The following is an 18,975-nucleotide window of genomic DNA, read 5'->3' on the forward strand; positions in this document are numbered from 1 at the left end:
GGTTCTTGGTGTAGAACTCCCAGATCTGGCGCTCCTGGCCCGGGAACTGGCGGGCGCGCTCGATCACGGCGCGGGTCGCCTCTTCGTCGGTCACCTGGATCTTGTTGCTCTCGCCGATCTCGGCCAGGACAAGGCCGAGGCGAACGCGGCGGGCCGCGATCTTGCGATAGTCTTCCTTGGCGGCCTCTTCGGTGGTGTTCTCCTGCTCGAAGGTGCGGCCGGTCTGCTGCATCTCGCGCTCGACCTGCAGCCAGACATTGTCGAACTCCTGCTGGAACAGGGTCGGCGGCAGATCGAAGGAGTATTTGGCATCGAGGGCATCGAGAAGCTGGCGCTTCACCTTGCTGCGCGAGGCGGCATTGTACTCGCCTTCGATCGAGCTCTTGATCACTTCCTTGAGCTTGTCGAGCGACTCGAGACCGACGGACTTGGCAAGCTCGTCGTCGACGACGAGTTCAGCCGGAGCCTGCACCGCCTTGACCTTGACGTCGAAGGTGGCGTCCTTGCCGGCCAGCGTGTCGGAGGCATAGTTGGTGGGGAACTTGACCTCGATGGTCTTCTCCTGGCCGGCGGTGACGCCGATCAGCTGATCCTCGAAGCCCGGAATGAAGGTCTTGGAGCCGAGATCGACGGAGATATCCTCGCCCTTGCCGCCTTCGAACTCGACGCCGTCGATCTTGCCGACGAAATCGACGATCACGCGGTCGCGGTTCTCGGCCTTCGACTTGGCCTTCTTGTCGGCATAAGTGACGTTGCGGCGGGCCAGATCCTCGAGGCGCGACTGCACCTCTTCGTCGGCGACTTCGGCCACCGGTTTGACGATCTTGATGCCGTTGATGTCGCCTACCTCGAAGGTCGGCAGCACTTCCACGGCGACGGTCCAAGCGAGATCGGCCTTGCCGTCGAGTACCTGGGTCACGCCCTCATCGTCGGCACCGAAATCGAGCTTGGGCTCCATGGCCAGCTTGATCTGGTTGTCATCGACGATCTTGCGATTGGCTTCGCCAACGAAATTGTTGACGACATCAGCCGTGACCGAGCGACCGTAGAGACGACGCAGATGCGCCACCGGCACCTTGCCCGGACGAAAGCCGTTGACGCGGACCTTGCCCTTCATGTCTTCCAACTGGGCATCGGTGCGCGAGGCGATATCAGCCGCCGGCACCACCACTTTGAATTCCCGCTTCAGGCCATCGGCCAGGGTTTGGGTCACCTGCATATTCTTGTCCCGAATCCGTGAGTTCGTAGCCGCCCCGTCTTTAAGCCGTCGAGGCCGATCGTGGTGCGGGCGGAGGGGCTCGAACCCCCACGACTTTCATCACTGGAACCTAAATCCAGCGCGTCTACCAGTTCCGCCACGCCCGCAAATAGGGCTCCCTCTCGCAAAACTTGCATTCTGCGAAACGAGTGGCGCCATATAGCATGTCATGAAATTGATGCAGCAAAAAAATGCCATCCCCTGCATGATATTTGGAGTGGGGGATTCGCATGCGCTTGCATTGCCCGGCCGCAAGGGCTGCTCCCAGCCCCTCGAGCAACCTCCCGGCCCCGGCAGGCGGGAATAGCCTGCACCCAGCCCGGAAGGAGCGAGCGATGACCGCCAGCCTCGATCGGCGTCAGCTTCTGGCCGGGCTCGGCATCACCCTGGCCAACCTGGCCCTCCCCAATCCTGCGCTGGCGACTACGGGTCAGATCCTGACGGCTGCCGCCGGCGAACTCGCATTGCCAGGCAGCCCCACGCCCACCCGGACGCAGTGCTTCGACGCCTCGACCCCGGGGCCCCTCTTGCGTGCGAAGCGCAACCAGCCCGTGAAGCTGCGCTTCGCCAACCGGCTCGAAACCCCTTCGGCGATCCATTGGCACGGCCTGCGCCTCGCCAACGCCATGGACGGCGTTCCTGCCCTGACCCAGCAAGCGGTGAAGCGGGGCGAGAGCTTCGACTATGTCTTCACGCCGCCGGACGCGGGCACCTTCTGGTATCACCCGCCGGCTTTCGGCCCCTTTCTGTCCCAGTGCGAGGCCGGCCTCTATGGCGTCCTCGTCGTCGACGAAGACGAACCACCACAGGTCGACCAAGACCTGATTCTCGTCATCGACGACTGGAATATCGGCCCTGACGGGCAGATTCTGTCCGCCGCCTCCACCACCGGGAGCAAGCCGACCGTTACGGTGAATTCGAAAGCGGCCGAAACGATCCGCCTCGCTCCCAACGAGCGTGTACGCCTGCGTCTCGTCAACGCCGCGGCGACGCGCATCGCCAGACTGGCCCTGGCCGGCTTCGAGGCCACCATCATCGCAATCGACGGTCACCCCGTCGACACGCCCTTCGTCCCCAATCACGGCCGAATCGACTTGCCGCCCGGCGGCCGCGCCGACATTGCGGTCGACGGCACGCTTGCGACGGGGAGCGAGGCCGGTATCGCGTTGGACCTCGATGGCGAAGTCGTCATTCTCGCCCATCTTGTGGCGGGCACTGCAGTTCCGCTTCGTTCGGCTCCCCTGCCGCCCTTGGTGCTGCCACGCCCCAGTCTGCCTGCCGCGCTGGCTCTGCAAAAGGCCAAGCGTGTTGCGGTAACCCTGCCTGGCCACGCCACTGGTGGCGGGGTGCTGCCAGACAAGCCCTTGTTCTCCATCAAACGCGGCAGCCTGGTCGATCTCGGTCTCGCCAACAAAACACGTATCGATCATGCCGTGCATGTGCATGGCCACGCCATGCGTATCCTCCATCCCTTCGACGACGAATGGCAGCCCTATTGGGTCGACACTGTCGCAATCGGTCCGGGCGAGACCGTGCATACGGTTTTCCTGGCGGATAATCCGGGCAAATGGCTACTGCATGGCCGCGCTTGCGGCCCCTCCCGGAAGGACGATCTCCTGGCCTGGTTCGAGGTGACCTAGAGCAAAGCGCGTTTAGACGGAAACGCTTGTTTGCTCTAACTCTTTGGTTCGACACGTCTTTGCGATTCTTGGCGATTCCGCCAAATCGCAAAACGCTTCAGGTCAGGTCACCACCGGTTGTCATCGTGCTGGCATCTTCGAGACTGCGGTCCGTTTCCGGCGGTTCAATCGCGATTCATGTCGGCCAGCGCATCCCGCATGGAGATGCTGGAGATGCCGAAGAAACCGCCATAGGGAATCTTCAGGTCGGTGATCACGAACATGACGCTCGATATGCATACGACGCCGATAGCAAGCACGATCTTGCTCAACAGCCGATGCGAGATCTGAAGGCCGAAGCTGAGAAAGACGAGGGCCAGCCAGAAGCTGATGATCAGGGTGAAGGACACGCCAGAGGGAGCGTGGGTATCCTCGATCACGGCCCAGCGCCCCGTCAATGCCGCCCTGTAGTCCAGTTGGCAGCGGGCGGCGATGTTCTTGCTGATGCCATCGGTGGCCTCGAATGAATCGATCGCCAGACCGATCCGGTTCATCATGCCGGCAAGCACCGTGTCCTCGCCCATGAGCGGCATGTCCTTGGTGTCGAGCAGGGTCTTGACCTGCGGTGCCGGTTCGTCGGGCCAGGTGCTGACGATCACCGCGGCGGTGTAGCGGCGCAGCAGCTGTCGCGTCGGCTCCATTCGCTTAGAGAGATCGCGCAGGCATTGATCGAGGCTCGCCAGATGCGCCGCATAGGTCGAGCGATCCTTGCTGGCCGCATCGAATTCGGCCCTGGAGGTGGAAAGTTGCAGGCTGAGGATCAGGGCCGCGAAAGACACCAGCAGGCCGGTCACCAGCCGCACCGCCTCCATATTCTCCTTCGAGAGGTGTTCCTCATGCAGATGTCTGCGCAGGATCACCCCGCCGATGGCGCTCAGACTGAAAAGCACCAGGAAACTCAGGCCGTAGATTTCTTCCATGACCGGGGACCGCCATATTTTTCTTGTGTCGGCAGTATCGCTCAGCGGGCGTGACTTGAAAGTCACACCAGAATCCGGCCTCGCGCACAAGACCGTCACGCTCTCTCGCCCGCAAATGTTGCGGCGCCCCTTGAGCACAGCGGCGGAATGATCGCCACCTCGATTGTACGCCCTGTCGACGCTTGTCCGATCAGGCGATCGCCCCTATACGCCATACCCAGGAGTTCGCCATGTAACGCGCATCTTGGCCCTGTCGGTTCAGGCAGGGCATCCGTCCCACAGCCCGCATTTTCCTACGCCGTCTGTTGCTGGGCGAATGCGAAATCGTGTGTACAAGGTGCGACCATGTCCTTCTTCAAATATCCGCGCACGCCGCATCTCGTCGGCTCGCGGCTGCAGCCGGGCGACGACAGTGCCGGTCAGATTCAACTCGACCAACTTGCCGGCGGCCATCTCGTCTTCGAGGAGAAGCTCGACGGAGCCAATGCCGCCATAAGCTTCGACCGAAACGGCAGCCTCACATTGCAATCACGGCGCCATGTCCTCGCCGGCGGGGCGCGGGAAGCCCAGTTCAACCTGTTCAAGGCGTGGGCCCAGACCCATGAACGCATCTTCAAGACGCGGCTCGGCCGGCGTTTCATGATGTTCGGCGAATGGTGCTTTGCCAAGCATACGGTCTTCTATGACCGCCTGCCGCACTATTTTATTGAGTTCGATATCTATGATCGCGAACGCGCGGCCTTTCTCCCGACGCCGCGCCGACATGCCTTGCTGGCAGGGTTGCCTGTGGTTTCGGTGCCGGTCGTTCACCGTGGCAACCTGCCCAAGAAAGTAGAACTATCGGCACTGGTTGGGCCGTCACTCTATAAATCGCGGGATTGGCGGCAAGCCCTGCGGCTCGCCGCAGCCGGGGCCGGCCTCGACATCCCAACCGTCCTCGGTCAGACCGAGGACAGCGATCTCGCCGAAGGTCTCTACCTCAAGCAGGAGGACGAGGAGCAAGTCATCGGCCGTTATAAATTCGTGCGTGCCGATTTTCACCAGACTATCCAGGATTCGGGCTCCCACTGGCAGGAACGTCCGATTCTGCCCAACCGCCTGGCCAATGGCATCGACCTCTTCGCAGGAAGCCTGGAATGAACCGATGCGGTACGGATCACGACAAGGCAGCAAGGGCCTTGGGCAGCATCGCCGGCAGGTCATCGGCGGTGAGGCCCGGCCCGAACAGATGTGCCGCCTCGCCATGCAGCCAGACGGCGGCGCTCGCGGCCTCGAAGGCCGGCATCGATTGAGCGAGAAGCCCGCCGATCAGGCCGGAGAGCACGTCGCCGGAGCCGGCCGTCGCCAGGGTCGGCGGCGCATTGGCGTTGATGCCGGCCCGCCCGTCCGGTGCTGCGACCACGGTATCGGCTCCCTTCAGCACGATCACCGCGCCGGTTGCCTCGGCGGCTGCACGGGCCCGCTGGAGCTTGTCGGCATGCTTTCCGGCAATGTCGTCGAAGACGCGTGCGAATTCGCCCTCATGGGGCGTGAGAACGACGGGCCCGAGCGCAGCCCGCAGCGTGGCGATGAAGTGAATGCGCTCGGCTGCAAAGGCGGAGAGCGCGCCGGCATCGATCAGCACGGCTCGGGCGGAAGAAAGAACCAGGTCGACCTTGGCGCGGGTCTCCTCGTCCGGCGGCAAAGCGGGGCCCACGACGAATGCGTTGCGCCGGGCATCCTCCAGCATGACGGCGAGGCCCTCCGGGCCGTCGCAACGCCGCACCATGATCGCATCGAGCGAGGCAGCATGGATGCCAAGAGCGTCGGAAGGACTGGCAACCGTCACGAGCCCCGCGCCCACCCGCAATCCGGCCTTCGCCGCTAGCCGTGCCGCACCCGTCCCTTCAATGCCGGCGGACAGCACCACCAGATGCCCGCGCGCATATTTATGTCCCGCCGGTTCGGGATGCGGAAAACAAGGCCGCCACAGGTCCGGTTGGTTGACGAAGGTCCGCGGCCGGATGGTTGCCAGCACATTGTCCGCAATGCCGATATCCGCAACCCGGACCGCGCCGCAATTGAGCTTGCCCGGCAGCAGCAGATGTCCCGGCTTGCGCCGGAAGAAGGTCACCGTCTCGCGCGCCTTGACGGCCACGCCGCGGATCTGGCCGGTCGCCCCATCGATGCCGGACGGCAGATCGACCGCGATGACCTGCAGGCCGGAAGCATTGATCCGTTCGACCAGCACGGCGAGCGGGCCGCCAATGTCGCGGGAAAGCCCGGCGCCGAGCAGCGCATCGATGATGATTCCCTCCCTGGGGAGCGACAGGGTCAGGGCATCCTCCACCGGCTGCCCCCATTTCTCGGCGGCATAGGCGACCTCTCCCCCCAGCGCCGAAACCGGGCCCAGCAGGCCGAGCCGGACCCGATAGCCCCTTTCTCGCAGGATACGGGCGGCAACGAAGCCGTCCCCTCCATTCAGCCCTGTGCCGCACAGCACCAGGATCGGCGTATTGAAGGGATGTCGCGCCGCGACATCGGCCACCGCCCGCCCCGCTCTCTCGAGCAATTGGTCGGCCGTCATAGCCTCGGCGATGGCGAGACGATCCGCATCGGCCATTTCGGACGGGGTCAGCAACTCGATCAAAACGTCCTCCAAACCTTCACTGACATGCGCCACCTCGTCGCATTCGGTGGAAAAAATGCGTTCCTTCGCGTCAGGCGCCGAAAATTACCCTCTTGGGGCGCATATTTTATTGGCAGGTCGCCGAAAAATTGTGCAGTCTTCCGACATCGCTTGCCCATTTTTCAGCACCTGACGTCTCAACATCTTGAAGATAAAAGAAAATTTTCCTGTTGGCGGTTTGGCATGCGACCTGCTACCAGCAAGGAGGTTTCTGCGCACTATGTGCTGAAATCGAGGAGACCCCATGAAGAAAATTGAAGCCATCATCAAGCCCTTCAAGTTGGACGAGGTGAAGGAAGCGCTGCAGGAGGTCGGCCTGCAGGGCATTACGGTGACGGAAGCGAAGGGCTTCGGGCGGCAGAAAGGCCACACGGAACTGTATCGCGGTGCCGAATATGTCGTCGATTTTCTTCCCAAGGTGAAGATCGAGGTCGTGGTGCCGGACGAGCGCGTCGAGCGCGCCATCGACGCCATCCGCAAGGCCGCCCAGACGGGCCGGATCGGCGATGGCAAGATCTTCGTCCTCAACATCGAGGAAGCCATCCGCATCCGCACCGGCGAGAGCGGCCTCGACGCCATCTAGAGCAAAGCGCGTTCCTGACCGAACGCTTATTTGCCCTAGCCTTCTGTTTAGACGCGTCTTTGTGATTCCAGGTGATCCCGTCCAATCGCAAAACGCTCTGGCAATCGGCGGGCTTTAGCCCGCACCGTAAAAAGATCGTGCCGAAACGAACGAAAGGTTTACACAAGATGAAGACCGCCAAGGATGTCCTGAAGGCGATCAAGGACAACGACGTCAAATATGTCGATTTCCGCTTCACCGATCCGCGTGGCAAGTGGCAGCACGTGACCTTCGACGTCTCCCTGGTGGACGAGGAGATCTTCACCGAGGGCACGATGTTCGACGGTTCCTCGATCGCCGGCTGGAAGGCGATCAACGAATCCGACATGTGCCTGATGCCCGACCCCACCACCGCCACCATGGACCCCTTCTTCTCGGCGGCCACGATGTCGATCACCTGCGACGTGGTCGAGCCGTCCACGGGCGAAGGCTACAGCCGCGACCCGCGCGGCATCGCCAAGCGCGCCGAGGCCTATCTGAAGTCGACCGGCATCGGTGACGTCGCCTATTTCGGCCCGGAAGCCGAGTTCTTCGTGTTCGATGACGTTCGCTTCAAGGCCGACCCCTACAACACCGGCTTCAAGCTCGATTCGACCGAGCTGCCCACCAATTTCGACACCGAATATGAGGGCGGCAATCTCGGCCACCGCATCAACACCAAGGGTGGCTACTTCCCGGTTCCCCCGCTGGATTCGGCGCAGGACATGCGGTCGGAAATGCTCGCTGCCATGCAGCAGATGGGCGTCGTGGTCGAGAAGCATCACCACGAAGTCGCTTCCGCCCAGCATGAGCTCGGCATGAAGTTCGGCACGCTGGTGACGATGGCCGACCACCTGCAGATCTACAAATACGCCATCCACAACGTCGCCCACACCTACGGCAAGACGGCGACCTTCATGCCCAAGCCCGTCTTCGGCGACAACGGCTCGGGCATGCATGTGCACCAGTCGATCTGGAAGGACGGCAAGCCGGTGTTCGCCGGCAACAAATATGCCGACCTCTCGGAGACCTGCCTTCACTACATCGGCGGCATCATCAAGCATGCCAAGTCGCTGAACGCCTTCACCAACCCGGCGACCAATTCCTATAAGCGCCTGGTCCCTGGCTACGAGGCCCCGGTGCTGCTGGCCTATTCGGCCCGCAACCGCTCGGCCTCCTGCCGTATTCCCTATACCACCAGCCCGAAGGCCAAGCGCGTCGAGGTTCGCTTCCCCGATCCGGCGGCGAACCCCTATCTCGCTTTTGCCGCCCTGTTCATGGCCGGTATGGACGGCATCCTCAACAAGATCGATCCCGGCCCGGCGATGGACAAGGATCTCTACGACCTGCCGCCCAAGGAACTCAAGAAGATCCCGACCGTCTGCGGCTCGCTGCGCGAGGCCCTCGCGGCCCTCGACAAGGACCGCGAATATCTCAAGAAGGGCGGCGTGTTTACCGATGACTTCATCAACAGCTTCATCGAGTTGAAGATGCAGGAAGTGATGCGCTTCGAAATGACGCCGCATCCGGTCGAATTCGAGATGTACTACTCGGTCTAAGAACTCAAAAACCATCCAGAGAGAGCCGAGCGGGGGCCGGTGCAGCAATGCACCGGCCTTTCCTTTACTCTTTGGTATTGCCTACAGGGGGCTCAAGAACGCTCGCTCCTCGCCAATATAAGGGAATTGTATCTGCCCGGGACCTTCTGCGGGCGGCCTGCGTTAGAGAGCTGGATCGAGGCCCGGATCACTGCCCGACACCGATCGGAGGACAGCATGGAGCATCCCTACACCTTCGGTATCGAGGAGGAGTATTTCGTGTTCCAGCGCCGGACCGGCGCCGTGCAGGAAACCATGTCGGCCCAGTTCTTCGACGAGGCCCGGCAGATGCTGGGCAAGCACGTCACACGCGAATTGCTGCAATCGCAGATCGAGATCGCGACGACGCCCTGCCGCAACATGAAGGATGCGAGGCTGCAACTGGTGGGCTGCCGCCAGGCCTTGCAGGACCTGGCCTTCAAGCACGATCTCGGCATCCTGGCCGCGGGAACCCATCCTTCCGCCGAATGGTCCGAGCAGCATCCCACCCAAGCCTCGCGCTATGGCAAGGTCACGCGTGACCTGCAGATGCTCGCCCGCCGCAAGATGATCTGCGGCATGCACGTCCATGTCGAGATTCCCCAGGAACACTCGCGGGTGGACTTGATGACCCGCATGCTACCTTATCTGCCGCTGCTGCTGGCGCTTTCCACGTCCTCGCCCTTCTGGCAGGCACGCCCGACCGGCCTGATGGGTTACCGCCAGAACATCTATGCCGAATTGCCCCGCTCGGGCCTGCCCGACCTCTTCCGGAGCGAGGAGGACTATCGGACCTATGTCGACACGCTGGTGAGCAACCGCATCATCGACGACGCCAGCTTCCTGTGGTGGGCGATAAGACCCTCCAGCCATCTGCCCACACTGGAGCTGCGGATCACCGATGTCTGCACGAATGTGGAGGACGCCCTTGCCATTGCTGCACTTTATCGCAGCCTCGTGCGGTATCTCTCCCGCAAGCCGGATCTCAACCGTGGCCTGACGTCGCCGGGGCGTGCGATCGTCGAGGAAAACAAATGGCGGGCGCAGCGCTACGGCATCCACGGCTCGCTCATCGACCTTCATAGCGGGCAGGCGCGAAGCGCCGCCAATATGCTGACCGAACTGCTCGATCTCGTTTGGGAAGACGCCGAACTGCTCGGCTGCAGCGAGGAATTGGCGACGGCACAGATGATCCTGCGCACCGGCACCAGCGCCGATGGACAATTGGCAGTCTATGAGGAGCGCATTGCCGCCGGCGCCACCGCCGAAGAGGCTATCCGCGCGGTGGTCTCCTGGCTTGCCGACAGGACGGCAGCGCCACTTGCCGCAGGCCTTGCAGCGAGCGGCTGATGGCCGGTTGCGTTTCGATCCGCTTCTGCTAGAGCAAAGCGCGTTTTGACGGAAACGCTTGTTTGCTCTCACTCTTTGGTTCGACGCGTCTTTGCGATTCTTGGCGTAACCTCCAAATCGCAAAACGCTTAGGTCAAGGATATCGAGCGTGACGCGGGAGGGGCCATGACTGTCACCATAGACGGGCGACGTATGACCGGTGCCAAGGTCGTCCGCGTCGCGCGCTCTGAGAAGGCAGGCCGGTTCGAGAAGGCAGGCATCGAGGCCAAGGCCCGCGCCGCAGTGGCGACCGCACGCGACTACATCGATGCCAACTGGCTGAACGATCAGGCTCCGCTGATGTACGCCTTCAACACCGGCGTCGGCCTGTTCAAGGAAGTACGCATCCCCATCGCGAATATGGCGCATTACCAGGACCAGACCATTCGCGCCCATGCCACCGGCATCGGAGAACCCTTCGCGCGCGAGATCGTGCGCGCGACCATGCTGCTGCGCGCCAATGCCTTTGCCTCCGCTTATTCGGGCGCGACACTGCCGCTGATGGACCGTCTCGTCGGCTTCCTCAATGCCGGCCTGCACCCCGTGATTCCTTCCAAGGGCTCGGTCGGCGCTTCCGGCGACCTCGCTCCCCTCGCCTATCTCGCCGGCGCCATCCGAGGGTTCGAGGACGTCCAGGTCGAGTATAAGGGCAAGGTCTATCCGGCGCCCGAAGCCGCGCGCCGGGCCGGCTTCGAGCCCGAATACAAGATGGGGGCCAAGGAAGCCTCGGCCATCGTCAACGGTTCCACCGTATCGCTGGCCATCGCAGCCCTTGCCCAGGAGGATGCCAGACGCATCCTCAAACATGCCGACATCGCGCTGGCCTTGACGCTGGAAGCGCTGCGCGGCGAGCTGGCCGCCTTCGACCCGCGCGTACACGCGGCACGCCCGCATCGCGGCCAGGCACGCACCGCCCGCAACCTCCTGCGCATTGCCGGCGATTCCAAGCGCTGCTCGGAAGGCGCACGCGCCATCCTCTATCCCGACGAGGCGCGCGATCCCTCCAAGCCCGTGCCGCCGCGCGTGCAGGACGTCTACTCGCTGCGCTGTGCGCCTCAGGTCCATGGCCCGGTCTTCGAGGCCCTCGCCTATACCGACGGCATACTCGGGGTGGAGATGAATTCCGCCACCGACAATCCGCTGATGTTCGCCAATGACGACGCCAGCTACGTCTCGATCTCGGGTGGCCATTTCCACGGCGCCTATGTCGCCCAGGCCATGGACCTTCTCGCCATCGCCATGACCGATCTCGGTGCCATTTCCGAACGGCGCCTTGCCCGCCTGATCGACCCTGTGATGAGCTATGGGCTGCCGCGAAACCTGCTCGCCGGCGAGCGTGGCCTCAACACCGGCTTTGCCACGGTGCAATGCTCGATGTCGGCCCTGGTCATGGAAAACCGCGGCCTTGCCACGCCCGGTTCGGTCGACTCGATCCCCGGCAAGAGCAATGCGGAGGATCATGTCTCCAACTCCACCTGGTGTGCGCGCAAGGCCCGCACCGTGGTCGAGAATGTCGAGCAGATCGTTGCCGTCGAGATGCTGATGGCGGCCCAGGCGCTTTCTCTGGTTGCCGACCGCAGCAAGGACTACCCGATCGGCAAGGGCTCACAGGCGGCGCTCGATGCCATCCGCGCTGAAATCGCACCGGCCCTTGACGGAGACCGCTGGTACCACCACGAAATGCAATCCATACTCGAACTTGCCCGTAGCGGCCGCATCCTGGCGGCCGTGGAAACGGCAGTCGGCGGCCTGGAGTGAGGAGACCCCATGATTCTTGTGTGCGGCGAAGCCCTGATCGACTTTCTGCCGGTCAAAAGCGCCGATGGCCGGAACGCCTATCGGCCAGCTGTCGGCGGCAGCCCGTTCAACACGGCCGTCGGCATCGGCCGGCTCGAGGGTGATGTCGGGTTCTGCGCCGCGCTGTCCACCGACTTCTTCGGCGAGGACCTTGCCGCTGCCCTGACCCGATCGAAGGTCAAGCAGCACTATGTCGCCCGCTCGAAGCACTCCTCGATGCTCGCCTTCGTTTCCGTCGGCGAAGGCGAACCCGAATATGCCTTCATCGACGAAGCCTCCTCCAATCGCCTGTTTTCGCCCGAACGCGACGTTCCACCGGTCGGGCCGGAAGTCTCGATGATCTGGACGGGCTCGGTCGCCCTCATCAACGACCCGATCGCCTCGGCCTATGAGACGCTCTATTTCGCCAACAAGGGTAAGCGCGTGCTCGGCATGGATCCGAATGTGCGGCCGACCGTGGTGGGCGATGCCGTCGAATATCGCGCCCGCATGAAGCGCATGACGGAAGCCGCCGAGATCATCAAGATCTCCAAGGCCGACCTCAACTGGCTCTATCCCGGCATCGATCCCGCGGCCTGGGCGCAGGATCTGGTGGCCAAGGGCGCTCATTTCGTGGTGCTGACGGATGGCGGCAATGGCGCGGAAGGCTATGGCAAGGGCTTCGCCGTCAAGAGCCCCGTGGTCAAGGTCGAGAAGGTCGCCGATACGGTCGGCGCCGGCGACAGCTATTCCTCGGGCCTGCTCACCATCCTGCAGCGGCGCAACGTGGTTTCCATCGATACCGTGAAGAATCTCGATGAGGCCATTGCCCAAGAGGCCATGGACTATGCCGCACGGACGGCGGCAATCACGGTCTCGCGCGAGGGCGCCGATCCGCCCTGGGATCACGAAATGGCCTGATCGCCATCCCGTCCGGTATCTCATCCCTGAAGAGCGGCATTGTCACCGATGCCGCTACTTCTCCAGTTCAGCCAACTTCCTGTCGAAACGCCCACTCTGCAGGCTGATCAAAGCAAGCAGCGGCAGCGCGAACAGCGCCAGATGCACATAGCCGCCGCGAACCAGCAGAAATTGCGCAATCAGCGTGCCCGCATCGATCAAGAGCAAAAGCACGGCCGCCGCCAGGCTTGCCACGGGCACGAGCACCAGCAGTGCCGCGAGTACCTGCGTCGACGACAAGGCGATGCGCATCCAGGGCGCAAAGCCGAGCGCGTCGAACTGGCGAACCATGATCCGATGCCCCCACAGGGTGAGCAATGCGGGCGCGAGGAAAATCAATGCCACAAGAATACGCAAACCCCAGGTAACCAGAAGCTTGGTACGGGACTGGGGAGAAGACTCGGACTCCATTCATGTACTCGCCAACAACGCCTTTGACGCGGCTCACGCACGATGAAAGTGCTTGCAGACGTCCACGAGGCCAACATTGAATAATCCGCCTGCTTCACCGTATTGGCAACTGTTAAAATTGCACGAGAGCGCGATCTGTAACCTGCGAAACGCCTCGCCCCTCTTGCCGCCTGCGGTGGGCTCCACTTGCCGCAATGGTGGAACACTTTCCGCAGCGCGCCGGAAGGACAGTTTCATTCTGGCAACGGCGCCGTCGCAGGTGCGTTACTACCATCACGGCGCACCGCATGCCCCCGGCGGATCTCACCATGCTGGATGCTTGGCGCCGGCAGGACAGACAGCGGGCGGAAACGCGACGTTGGATGGCAGTGAGGGCGCAACATGGCTTTCCCAGCGCGCCTCCAGTCATATCCTTTCCGGAGATTGACCGGCTCAACAATACGTTCGCCGAGCTAACGGCCCGACCGGCTGGAAGACGATACTACCGGCCCTTGCGGGCGGTGTCTCTCGATCACACGTCATGTCGGAAGCTCATCTCTGTGCCCGGGTCCCGGTTGCCCGTCAGAGATTGATTCTTTCAACGAGCGCCTTGCCAATCACCGATTCCGAATGGCGACACTGCGCCGTCTTTGGGAACAGAAAGACCAATGGCCAGCCGACCCGGCTCCGTATCTTCGGCGATTTCCTGGAGAAAGTGGCTCGGGGACCTGGATTCGAACCAAGATTAACGGAGTCAGAGTCCGCTGTTCTACCGTTGAACTATCCCCGAACAAAGGGCCTTTCGATCAAACACTTAGCGGCAATGTTTTGCAATTCCGCCGAGTGTTTTGCGGTGGGTGGCCCCGTTCCGTCCGGGCTTCATATTGAAGTCGCTGCCGCATTGCAAGAGGGCTTGTCGTTTTTCTGTGGCCGGAGCTTCTGTTTGCAACATCCAGGGGCAACGGCACCGGAGATCCGGGGGCTGGTTCGGAAAAAGGGGCGTCAAAGGGCGCCCGTGCCAATTGGAAAATGGCTTAATAGCCGTCGTCGTAATAGCGACGGTGATGGTAGCTGCGATAGCCAAAACCGAACCCGAAGCTGGGTCGCTCTTCGTAATAGTAGTTGTTCGGGTTCTGGCCGGGATGGCGACGCAGATAATGGCTGAGCTTACAGCCACCATGGCTGGTCACCTTGTAGCCGGGCGGACATCCACCGTGATACCGGACCTGGATGACGCTGAAACCATCGTTGGCCGGAGGCGGTATGAGCGGAAGCGCCACCGACGTGCCCGTAATGCTCGCCGCCGCCACAAGACCCATCAGTATCGAGCGGGTCATCGAGCCCTCCTTTCTGAATCGATCTCGAATAGGCTCGATGGTCCGAACTTATTTTTAGCGCAAACGTTCCCTTCTTCTGGCTTTTGACCAAGCAAGATTCTTGGCGATCATCCCGAAAATCTGAGTGAACTACTGCCTGACGCGATCGAAAAAGCGCAATCCAAACTGCTCGTCACGACGCTGACCGAGCCAAGACCAGGCAGAATGCCAGCCCCTTCTCCCGGATCGGTTGTTGTCCCGCATATCTCCACAAGGCACGCCCGGCGCTTCGGGGACCAAAGCGCGGCTCGGGCGTTAAAGCTCTGCCACGCAGGCCCTTCCTCTTGCCGCCTACACGCGTCATAACAGAGTGATCGGCGTGGCCAGTCTCGATCGAGGTGCCCATGAGCAGACCTGCCTCCTCACGACCGCCCCTGCGCCTGTTCCTTCTTCTTGCGAATGCAGCGACAGGTTTGTGGCGGGGCCTCCTCCCGATCGTCCTGCTCAACAGCCTGCCGAGCCTGCCGACTCTGCTCGCCTTGCTGGTGAACGGCGAGGTCTCCCAAACGCCGACGCTCGCCGACCTGGTAGCCTTGCCTATTGCCGTGATTCTCCTGGTCTTCGCCCAGGGCGCCACCATCGCAGGCACGCATCGCCTGCTGCAGGGCTCCGATTTCGGCCTGCTTCTGTCGATGCGGCAAACCTGGCAGAGGCTTCCCACCCTGCTGGGCACGGCCTTTCTCAGCGGCATTCTCGTCCTGCTCGGCCTCGCCGCGCTGGTGGTGCCCGGCTTGATGGCAATCGCGCTGCTCTATCTCGCTCTGCCGGCCTGCATGATCGAGCGCACGGACATGGTCGAGAGCCTGGAGCGCAGCGGACAGCTCACCCAGGGTTATCGCTGGTCCATTCTCGGTCTCTTCCTGCTGGCGCTGCTGCCGACAGTCGGGTTCGGGGCTGTCACCGGCGATTTCGCCTATGCGCCCGTAACCGTGATGCAGGTGCTTGGCCAGGAAGCAGGTATGATGCTTTTCAGCATGTTCTCGGCCGTGATGGCGACGGCCGCCTTCGAACGGTTGCGCGAGATTCGCGGCATGCCGGCAGCCCCGCAGCCCTTGCCGGAATGGGCCAGCGGCAAGACCTGAAGGCTGCCCGTTGCCGTCTTTCAGGAGGGCTCTTCCCAGAGGAACGGATGATCTGGTGGCAGCTTGGCGTTGCTGATCCTGTCCCACCAGTTCGTGGGCTTGCGGCCATTGCACCAATAGGAATCGTAGATGGTGTCCACCTGCCAGCCCCACAGATGGGTCAGTCCCTTGAAGTCCAGAGGATACATGATGTTCTTGGCCGTCGCCGAACCGGCATCCGATTGCTGATGGTTGAGGCGGCAGGCGTGTCCCATTTCATGGATCAGCAAGGTCTTGGGATTGTCCTGCATCAGTTTGGGATCGGCGATGACCCAGGGCAGCCACTCCTGGCGCAGGACCGTGTAGCCGTTCGGCCCGCCATCGATGTGGGCGAACACCACGACCAGCCGCGTTTCATCCGGAATCGTGCCGAGGCTTTTCCTGAGGGCAGTGAGGCCGTCGATGGGAGCCTCGCCCTCCATGGGCACATGGACCGAGCCGCTGAAACCCAGGAGGCCGCGTGCCGCGGGGCCCTGCTCCTCGATCGCCTTGGCGGCAGCCTCGGTCTGCTTCTTGGCGACCTCTCCCTTGGCTTTCTTTTGCCGTGCGACCTGCTTGCCTACGGACCTGTCGAATTTGCGGGAGGCCTTGTCCTTGGCTGGAGCCAGTGCTGCCGGTTCGGTTTGCAGCGGCAGCATGTCGAGCGCCAGCGTATATTTGCGAAGAATCTCGTCGGCTCCCTTGAGCAATGCCCAGCTGTTGTTCCACAGCGATACGTCCCGCCAGATATCGGCAGCCCAATAGACCTGCACCCGCACGCCCTTGCTGCCAAAATTATGATATTGCTGGGGTTTATTGTCGATGTCGTTGGCGGGATCTTTGTTGAAGTCGAGAAAACTCGTCATTTGAAGGACTCTCGCGCCATCGTCGCCTTGGGCTGAAGAAGGCGGCATTGACCGGATGTACGGCGTCGATCGGAGCGCCCGCTCTGGCGCTCCACCGCCTTGATTGGAGCACGAAAAAGACGGGGCCGCCTCCTCCGAACTCGGGATGACCGGACCGCTCTGCCTGCCCATACTATCCCACCAGGCTGGCATCGCAGGCTGGTTGCGGGCAGCTCGCCACGAGCCGCGATCATTCCGCCTCGCAGGCATGCTGCCGTTACGGGAGACAGTCATGGCTACACCGCTTGAAACAAAGCCCACCAAGCTGGCCGCCATTCCCCGCGGCCGTCCCTACCGGGTGAAGGATGGCGACGACTGGCTTTCCGTCGCCAGGGCGCACGGCATCAACGTGCAATATCTGATCAGCTACAATTTCGACACACTCAACACACGCGAGGTGAACTGGTATCTGCGCCATCGTGTCGGCTGCGTCGTGCCAAGTCCGAAGGGCTGGAACTGGCGGTTCAGCAGCGGCGCCAATCCCGGCATCATCATGATTCCCCCCGATGACGGCCAACTCGTTCTCAAGATAAACAGCTTCACTTATTCGATTGCCACCATGAGCTGGATCGACCCACGCTCCGGCCTGCCGGAACACGATGCCGGCAGCCCTGGGGAGCTCGTCGATCGCAAGCTCATTCTCGGCAGCAGCGGCTATCGTTTCGCCAATTTTCTCGAAGCCACCATCGAGAGCACCGATACCTCCTCCAAGGCGATCAGGCTGCTCCATCGCGTCGCCTACGAGAAGGATACCGGCCTCTATCGCTCGCCATCCTTTCTCGGCTTTCCCTCCTATCCCTATCCGATCAAGCTCGCGGAACCGCAATATATCGACGAGGGCGTGGTGTTCCGCCAGACCGTCGGCGCCCGCACCCAGAGCGCCGAACTCGCCGCGGGCGTGGCGCCTGCGCCCATCGGCTTCGTCGCCGGCAAGATCCTGCAAAAGGCCATGAACTTCCCGCCGATCTGGACGGAACTGAAGCTGACGATTCGCTATGACGGGACTTATGAGGGCGAACTGGTCGCCCACAGCCTCTATCCGAGCTGCTCCTATTATGAACGCTCGCCCCTCATGTGCCTCAATCTGGGCCCCAAGCCTGAAGCCTGCGAGGCCTATGAGCGCAAATACGAATATGACGGCCTGCCGAATTTCACCCGCTGGTTCGAACAGGACAAGGGCTGGGGTGCCAAGAGCGGCTATATGCCGGCCGACGGCAACCCCTGGGGGGTCACGGAACCCGATCCGGACGTGCTCTTCGGACAGCAGCCACCGGACCCGAACGAGGAGGCGCGGCGCCCGCGCCAATACCCGCCAGAGACCTGGCGCCCTTCCAGCCGCTGAGGCCGCCCTCCTTCGAATGTTCCTCAGCTTCAGCGGCGCGCCCTGCGGCGTTGTCCGGACCTCGCGCTCTTTCCCTGCGCATGACGGACGTCATCCCCACGCCTCTTTCGCAAGAACAGAAGCAACAATTGCACTCCCAGTTCGCGTGGCTTAGGTTTCCGTACGCTTTCCTGAATGAGCTTTCTTGTCGTGTACTTGGCGGTTCGCAAAGGAAATCGTCGTCGATGGGTACTTCCATAAATATCGAACGCTACTGCCCCGGCCCAGCCGGGGGAACACCCTTGGTTAACAGGACGCGCTCTCATGACCAACTACAGTCAAGTCACTGGTTCCGGTGATTTCAACATCGGCGCCTTGATCAGCGAAAGCTTTGCCGTTCTCCACCGCGCCCTGCCGCGATTTCTGGCGCTAGGCCTGATCCCGATCATCCCTTTGATCTTCTCGACCCTGGTGGTCGGTGCCTCGGCTCCTGGAGAGTTGCCCTCGAATTTCGGCGCGGGGGTTTTCCTCGTCCTGCTCTATATCATCCTGCTTTTCGCCATCCAGGGCGGCATGATCTATGGTGCTTTCAGCGAGTTGCGTGGGCAGAGTTTCGCAGTCGGCGATGCCCTGTCCAAAGGCTTTGCTCGCTTCCTGCCCCTTCTCGGCGTGTCAATCCTGACCGGGCTTCTCGTCTTGATCGGCTCGGCTCTGTTCCTGGCGCCGGGCCTGTGGCTCCTTTGCATTCTCTACTCGGCGGTTGCAGTTTGCGTCGTCGAGCAGCGGGGCGTGTTCGACAGCATGTCACGCAGCGGCGAACTCACTTCGGGCTATCGCTGGCGGATTCTGGGACTCGTCCTGATCGTCTTCATCGCCAGCATCGTCACGTCGTCGATCATCGAATATGTTGTTGGCAGTGTGGGTGGGCCCCTGTTCGGCTCGCTGCTGGCCAATCTGTTCCAGGTGTATCTGACGGCGCTGAGTTGCGTGCTCTCCGCCCTGGTCTATTACCGCCTGCGCTCGATCAAGGAAGGCATCGACATCGACAGGCTCGC

Annotated in this window: 16 protein-coding genes and 2 tRNA genes; 10 read left to right on the forward strand and 8 right to left on the reverse strand. The window is 62.2% G+C overall.

Translation table 11 applies throughout. The features are described 5' to 3' along the window. Positions 1-1,219 (reverse strand): trigger factor (tig, locus tag QM672_RS31570; protein WP_415087278.1); only part of this gene is annotated, 1,219 nt, incomplete at its 3' end. 61 nt (positions 1,220-1,280) lie between these two features. Beyond that, positions 1,281-1,365, reverse strand: a tRNA-Leu gene (locus QM672_RS31575). 228 nt (positions 1,366-1,593) lie between these two features. Here QM672_RS31575 and QM672_RS31580 point away from each other — a divergent pair. Next, positions 1,594-2,898, forward strand: coding sequence for a multicopper oxidase family protein (locus QM672_RS31580; RefSeq protein ID WP_415087279.1), 1,305 nt, complete (start codon positions 1,594-1,596; stop codon positions 2,896-2,898). 164 nt (positions 2,899-3,062) lie between these two features. Here the strand turns inward: QM672_RS31580 and QM672_RS31585 are convergent, their stop codons facing one another. Beyond that, positions 3,063-3,857, reverse strand: a complete 795-nt coding sequence (locus tag QM672_RS31585) for a hypothetical protein (RefSeq protein WP_311934884.1) — start codon at positions 3,855-3,857, stop codon at positions 3,063-3,065. A 345-nt stretch (positions 3,858-4,202) separates the two neighbouring features. On the opposite strand from QM672_RS31585, the gene QM672_RS31590 reads away from it, so the two are divergent. Continuing rightward, positions 4,203-4,997, forward strand: coding sequence for an RNA ligase family protein (locus QM672_RS31590; RefSeq protein WP_415087280.1), 795 nt, complete (start codon positions 4,203-4,205; stop codon positions 4,995-4,997). Between the two features lie 16 nt (positions 4,998-5,013). Here the strand turns inward: QM672_RS31590 and QM672_RS31595 are convergent, their stop codons facing one another. After that, positions 5,014-6,483 (reverse strand): NAD(P)H-hydrate dehydratase, encoded by a 1,470-nt coding sequence (locus tag QM672_RS31595; RefSeq protein ID WP_367623427.1) that lies wholly within the window; start codon positions 6,481-6,483, stop codon positions 5,014-5,016. A 286-nt stretch (positions 6,484-6,769) separates the two neighbouring features. Here QM672_RS31595 and QM672_RS31600 point away from each other — a divergent pair, with 286 nt between their 5' ends. From QM672_RS31600 to QM672_RS31620, 5 genes are all read left to right on the forward strand, one after another. After that, positions 6,770-7,108 (forward strand): P-II family nitrogen regulator, encoded by a 339-nt coding sequence (locus QM672_RS31600; RefSeq protein ID WP_068296275.1) that lies wholly within the window; start codon positions 6,770-6,772, stop codon positions 7,106-7,108. Between the two features lie 167 nt (positions 7,109-7,275). Beyond that, on the forward strand, positions 7,276-8,685 hold the full coding sequence (gene glnA, locus QM672_RS31605; RefSeq protein WP_322430268.1) for a type I glutamate--ammonia ligase: 1,410 nt from the start codon (positions 7,276-7,278) through the stop codon (positions 8,683-8,685). A gap of 216 nt (positions 8,686-8,901) precedes the next feature. Next, on the forward strand, positions 8,902-10,053 hold the full coding sequence (locus QM672_RS31610) for a carboxylate-amine ligase (RefSeq protein ID WP_415087281.1): 1,152 nt from the start codon (positions 8,902-8,904) through the stop codon (positions 10,051-10,053). 165 nt (positions 10,054-10,218) lie between these two features. Then, complete coding sequence (locus QM672_RS31615; protein ID WP_415087282.1) at positions 10,219-11,850, forward strand: HAL/PAL/TAL family ammonia-lyase; 1,632 nt, start codon at positions 10,219-10,221, stop codon at positions 11,848-11,850. A gap of 9 nt (positions 11,851-11,859) precedes the next feature. Next, complete coding sequence (locus QM672_RS31620; RefSeq protein WP_415087283.1) at positions 11,860-12,789, forward strand: carbohydrate kinase family protein; 930 nt, start codon at positions 11,860-11,862, stop codon at positions 12,787-12,789. A 54-nt stretch (positions 12,790-12,843) separates the two neighbouring features. On the opposite strand, the gene QM672_RS31625 is transcribed toward QM672_RS31620, so the two are convergent. The 3 genes from QM672_RS31625 to QM672_RS31635 all read right to left on the reverse strand — a co-directional run bounded on the left by QM672_RS31625 (position 12,844) and on the right by QM672_RS31635 (position 14,555). Beyond that, entirely contained in the window at positions 12,844-13,239 is a 396-nt protein-coding gene (locus QM672_RS31625) for a DoxX family protein (RefSeq protein ID WP_367622955.1), read from the reverse strand. A gap of 695 nt (positions 13,240-13,934) precedes the next feature. Further along, a tRNA-Gln gene (locus tag QM672_RS31630) sits at positions 13,935-14,008 on the reverse strand. 244 nt (positions 14,009-14,252) lie between these two features. Further along, positions 14,253-14,555, reverse strand: coding sequence for a hypothetical protein (locus QM672_RS31635; RefSeq protein WP_415087284.1), 303 nt, complete (start codon positions 14,553-14,555; stop codon positions 14,253-14,255). A gap of 383 nt (positions 14,556-14,938) precedes the next feature. On the opposite strand from QM672_RS31635, the gene QM672_RS31640 reads away from it, so the two are divergent. Beyond that, positions 14,939-15,676 (forward strand): hypothetical protein, encoded by a 738-nt coding sequence (locus tag QM672_RS31640; protein WP_415087285.1) that lies wholly within the window; start codon positions 14,939-14,941, stop codon positions 15,674-15,676. Between the two features lie 20 nt (positions 15,677-15,696). Here the strand turns inward: QM672_RS31640 and QM672_RS31645 are convergent, their stop codons facing one another. After that, entirely contained in the window at positions 15,697-16,560 is an 864-nt protein-coding gene (locus tag QM672_RS31645) for a hypothetical protein (protein WP_415087286.1), read from the reverse strand. A gap of 271 nt (positions 16,561-16,831) precedes the next feature. Here QM672_RS31645 and QM672_RS31650 point away from each other — a divergent pair, with 271 nt between their 5' ends. Further along, on the forward strand, positions 16,832-17,941 hold the full coding sequence (locus QM672_RS31650) for a hypothetical protein (RefSeq protein WP_415087287.1): 1,110 nt from the start codon (positions 16,832-16,834) through the stop codon (positions 17,939-17,941). 303 nt (positions 17,942-18,244) lie between these two features. Further along, on the forward strand, positions 18,245-18,975 hold a 731-nt coding region (locus QM672_RS31655), incomplete at its 3' end, for a hypothetical protein (protein WP_415087288.1).

Origin of the sequence: Labrys sp. (in: a-proteobacteria), assembly GCF_047605565.1 — a bacterium.
In the GTDB taxonomy this organism is placed as follows: domain Bacteria; phylum Pseudomonadota; class Alphaproteobacteria; order Rhizobiales; family Labraceae; genus Labrys; species Labrys neptuniae.

Excerpts from the sequence above, each read along its gene's own strand:
- QM672_RS31635 (WP_415087284.1), bottom strand. The coding sequence starts at position 14,555 with ATGACCCGCTCGATACTGATGGGTCTTGTGGCGGCGGCGAGCATTACG.
- QM672_RS31590 (WP_415087280.1), top strand. The coding sequence starts at position 4,203 with ATGTCCTTCTTCAAATATCCGCGCACGCCGCATCTCGTCGGCTCGCGG.
- QM672_RS31640 (WP_415087285.1), top strand. The coding sequence starts at position 14,939 with ATGAGCAGACCTGCCTCCTCACGACCGCCCCTGCGCCTGTTCCTTCTT.
- QM672_RS31615 (WP_415087282.1), top strand. The coding sequence starts at position 10,219 with ATGACTGTCACCATAGACGGGCGACGTATGACCGGTGCCAAGGTCGTC.
- QM672_RS31580 (WP_415087279.1), top strand. The coding sequence starts at position 1,594 with ATGACCGCCAGCCTCGATCGGCGTCAGCTTCTGGCCGGGCTCGGCATC.
- QM672_RS31645 (WP_415087286.1), bottom strand. The coding sequence starts at position 16,560 with ATGACGAGTTTTCTCGACTTCAACAAAGATCCCGCCAACGACATCGAC.
- QM672_RS31585 (WP_311934884.1), bottom strand. The coding sequence starts at position 3,857 with ATGGAAGAAATCTACGGCCTGAGTTTCCTGGTGCTTTTCAGTCTGAGC.
- QM672_RS31650 (WP_415087287.1), top strand. The coding sequence starts at position 16,832 with ATGGCTACACCGCTTGAAACAAAGCCCACCAAGCTGGCCGCCATTCCC.
- QM672_RS31620 (WP_415087283.1), top strand. The coding sequence starts at position 11,860 with ATGATTCTTGTGTGCGGCGAAGCCCTGATCGACTTTCTGCCGGTCAAA.
- QM672_RS31600 (WP_068296275.1), top strand. The coding sequence starts at position 6,770 with ATGAAGAAAATTGAAGCCATCATCAAGCCCTTCAAGTTGGACGAGGTG.
- glnA (WP_322430268.1), top strand. The coding sequence starts at position 7,276 with ATGAAGACCGCCAAGGATGTCCTGAAGGCGATCAAGGACAACGACGTC.
- QM672_RS31625 (WP_367622955.1), bottom strand. The coding sequence starts at position 13,239 with ATGGAGTCCGAGTCTTCTCCCCAGTCCCGTACCAAGCTTCTGGTTACC.
- QM672_RS31610 (WP_415087281.1), top strand. The coding sequence starts at position 8,902 with ATGGAGCATCCCTACACCTTCGGTATCGAGGAGGAGTATTTCGTGTTC.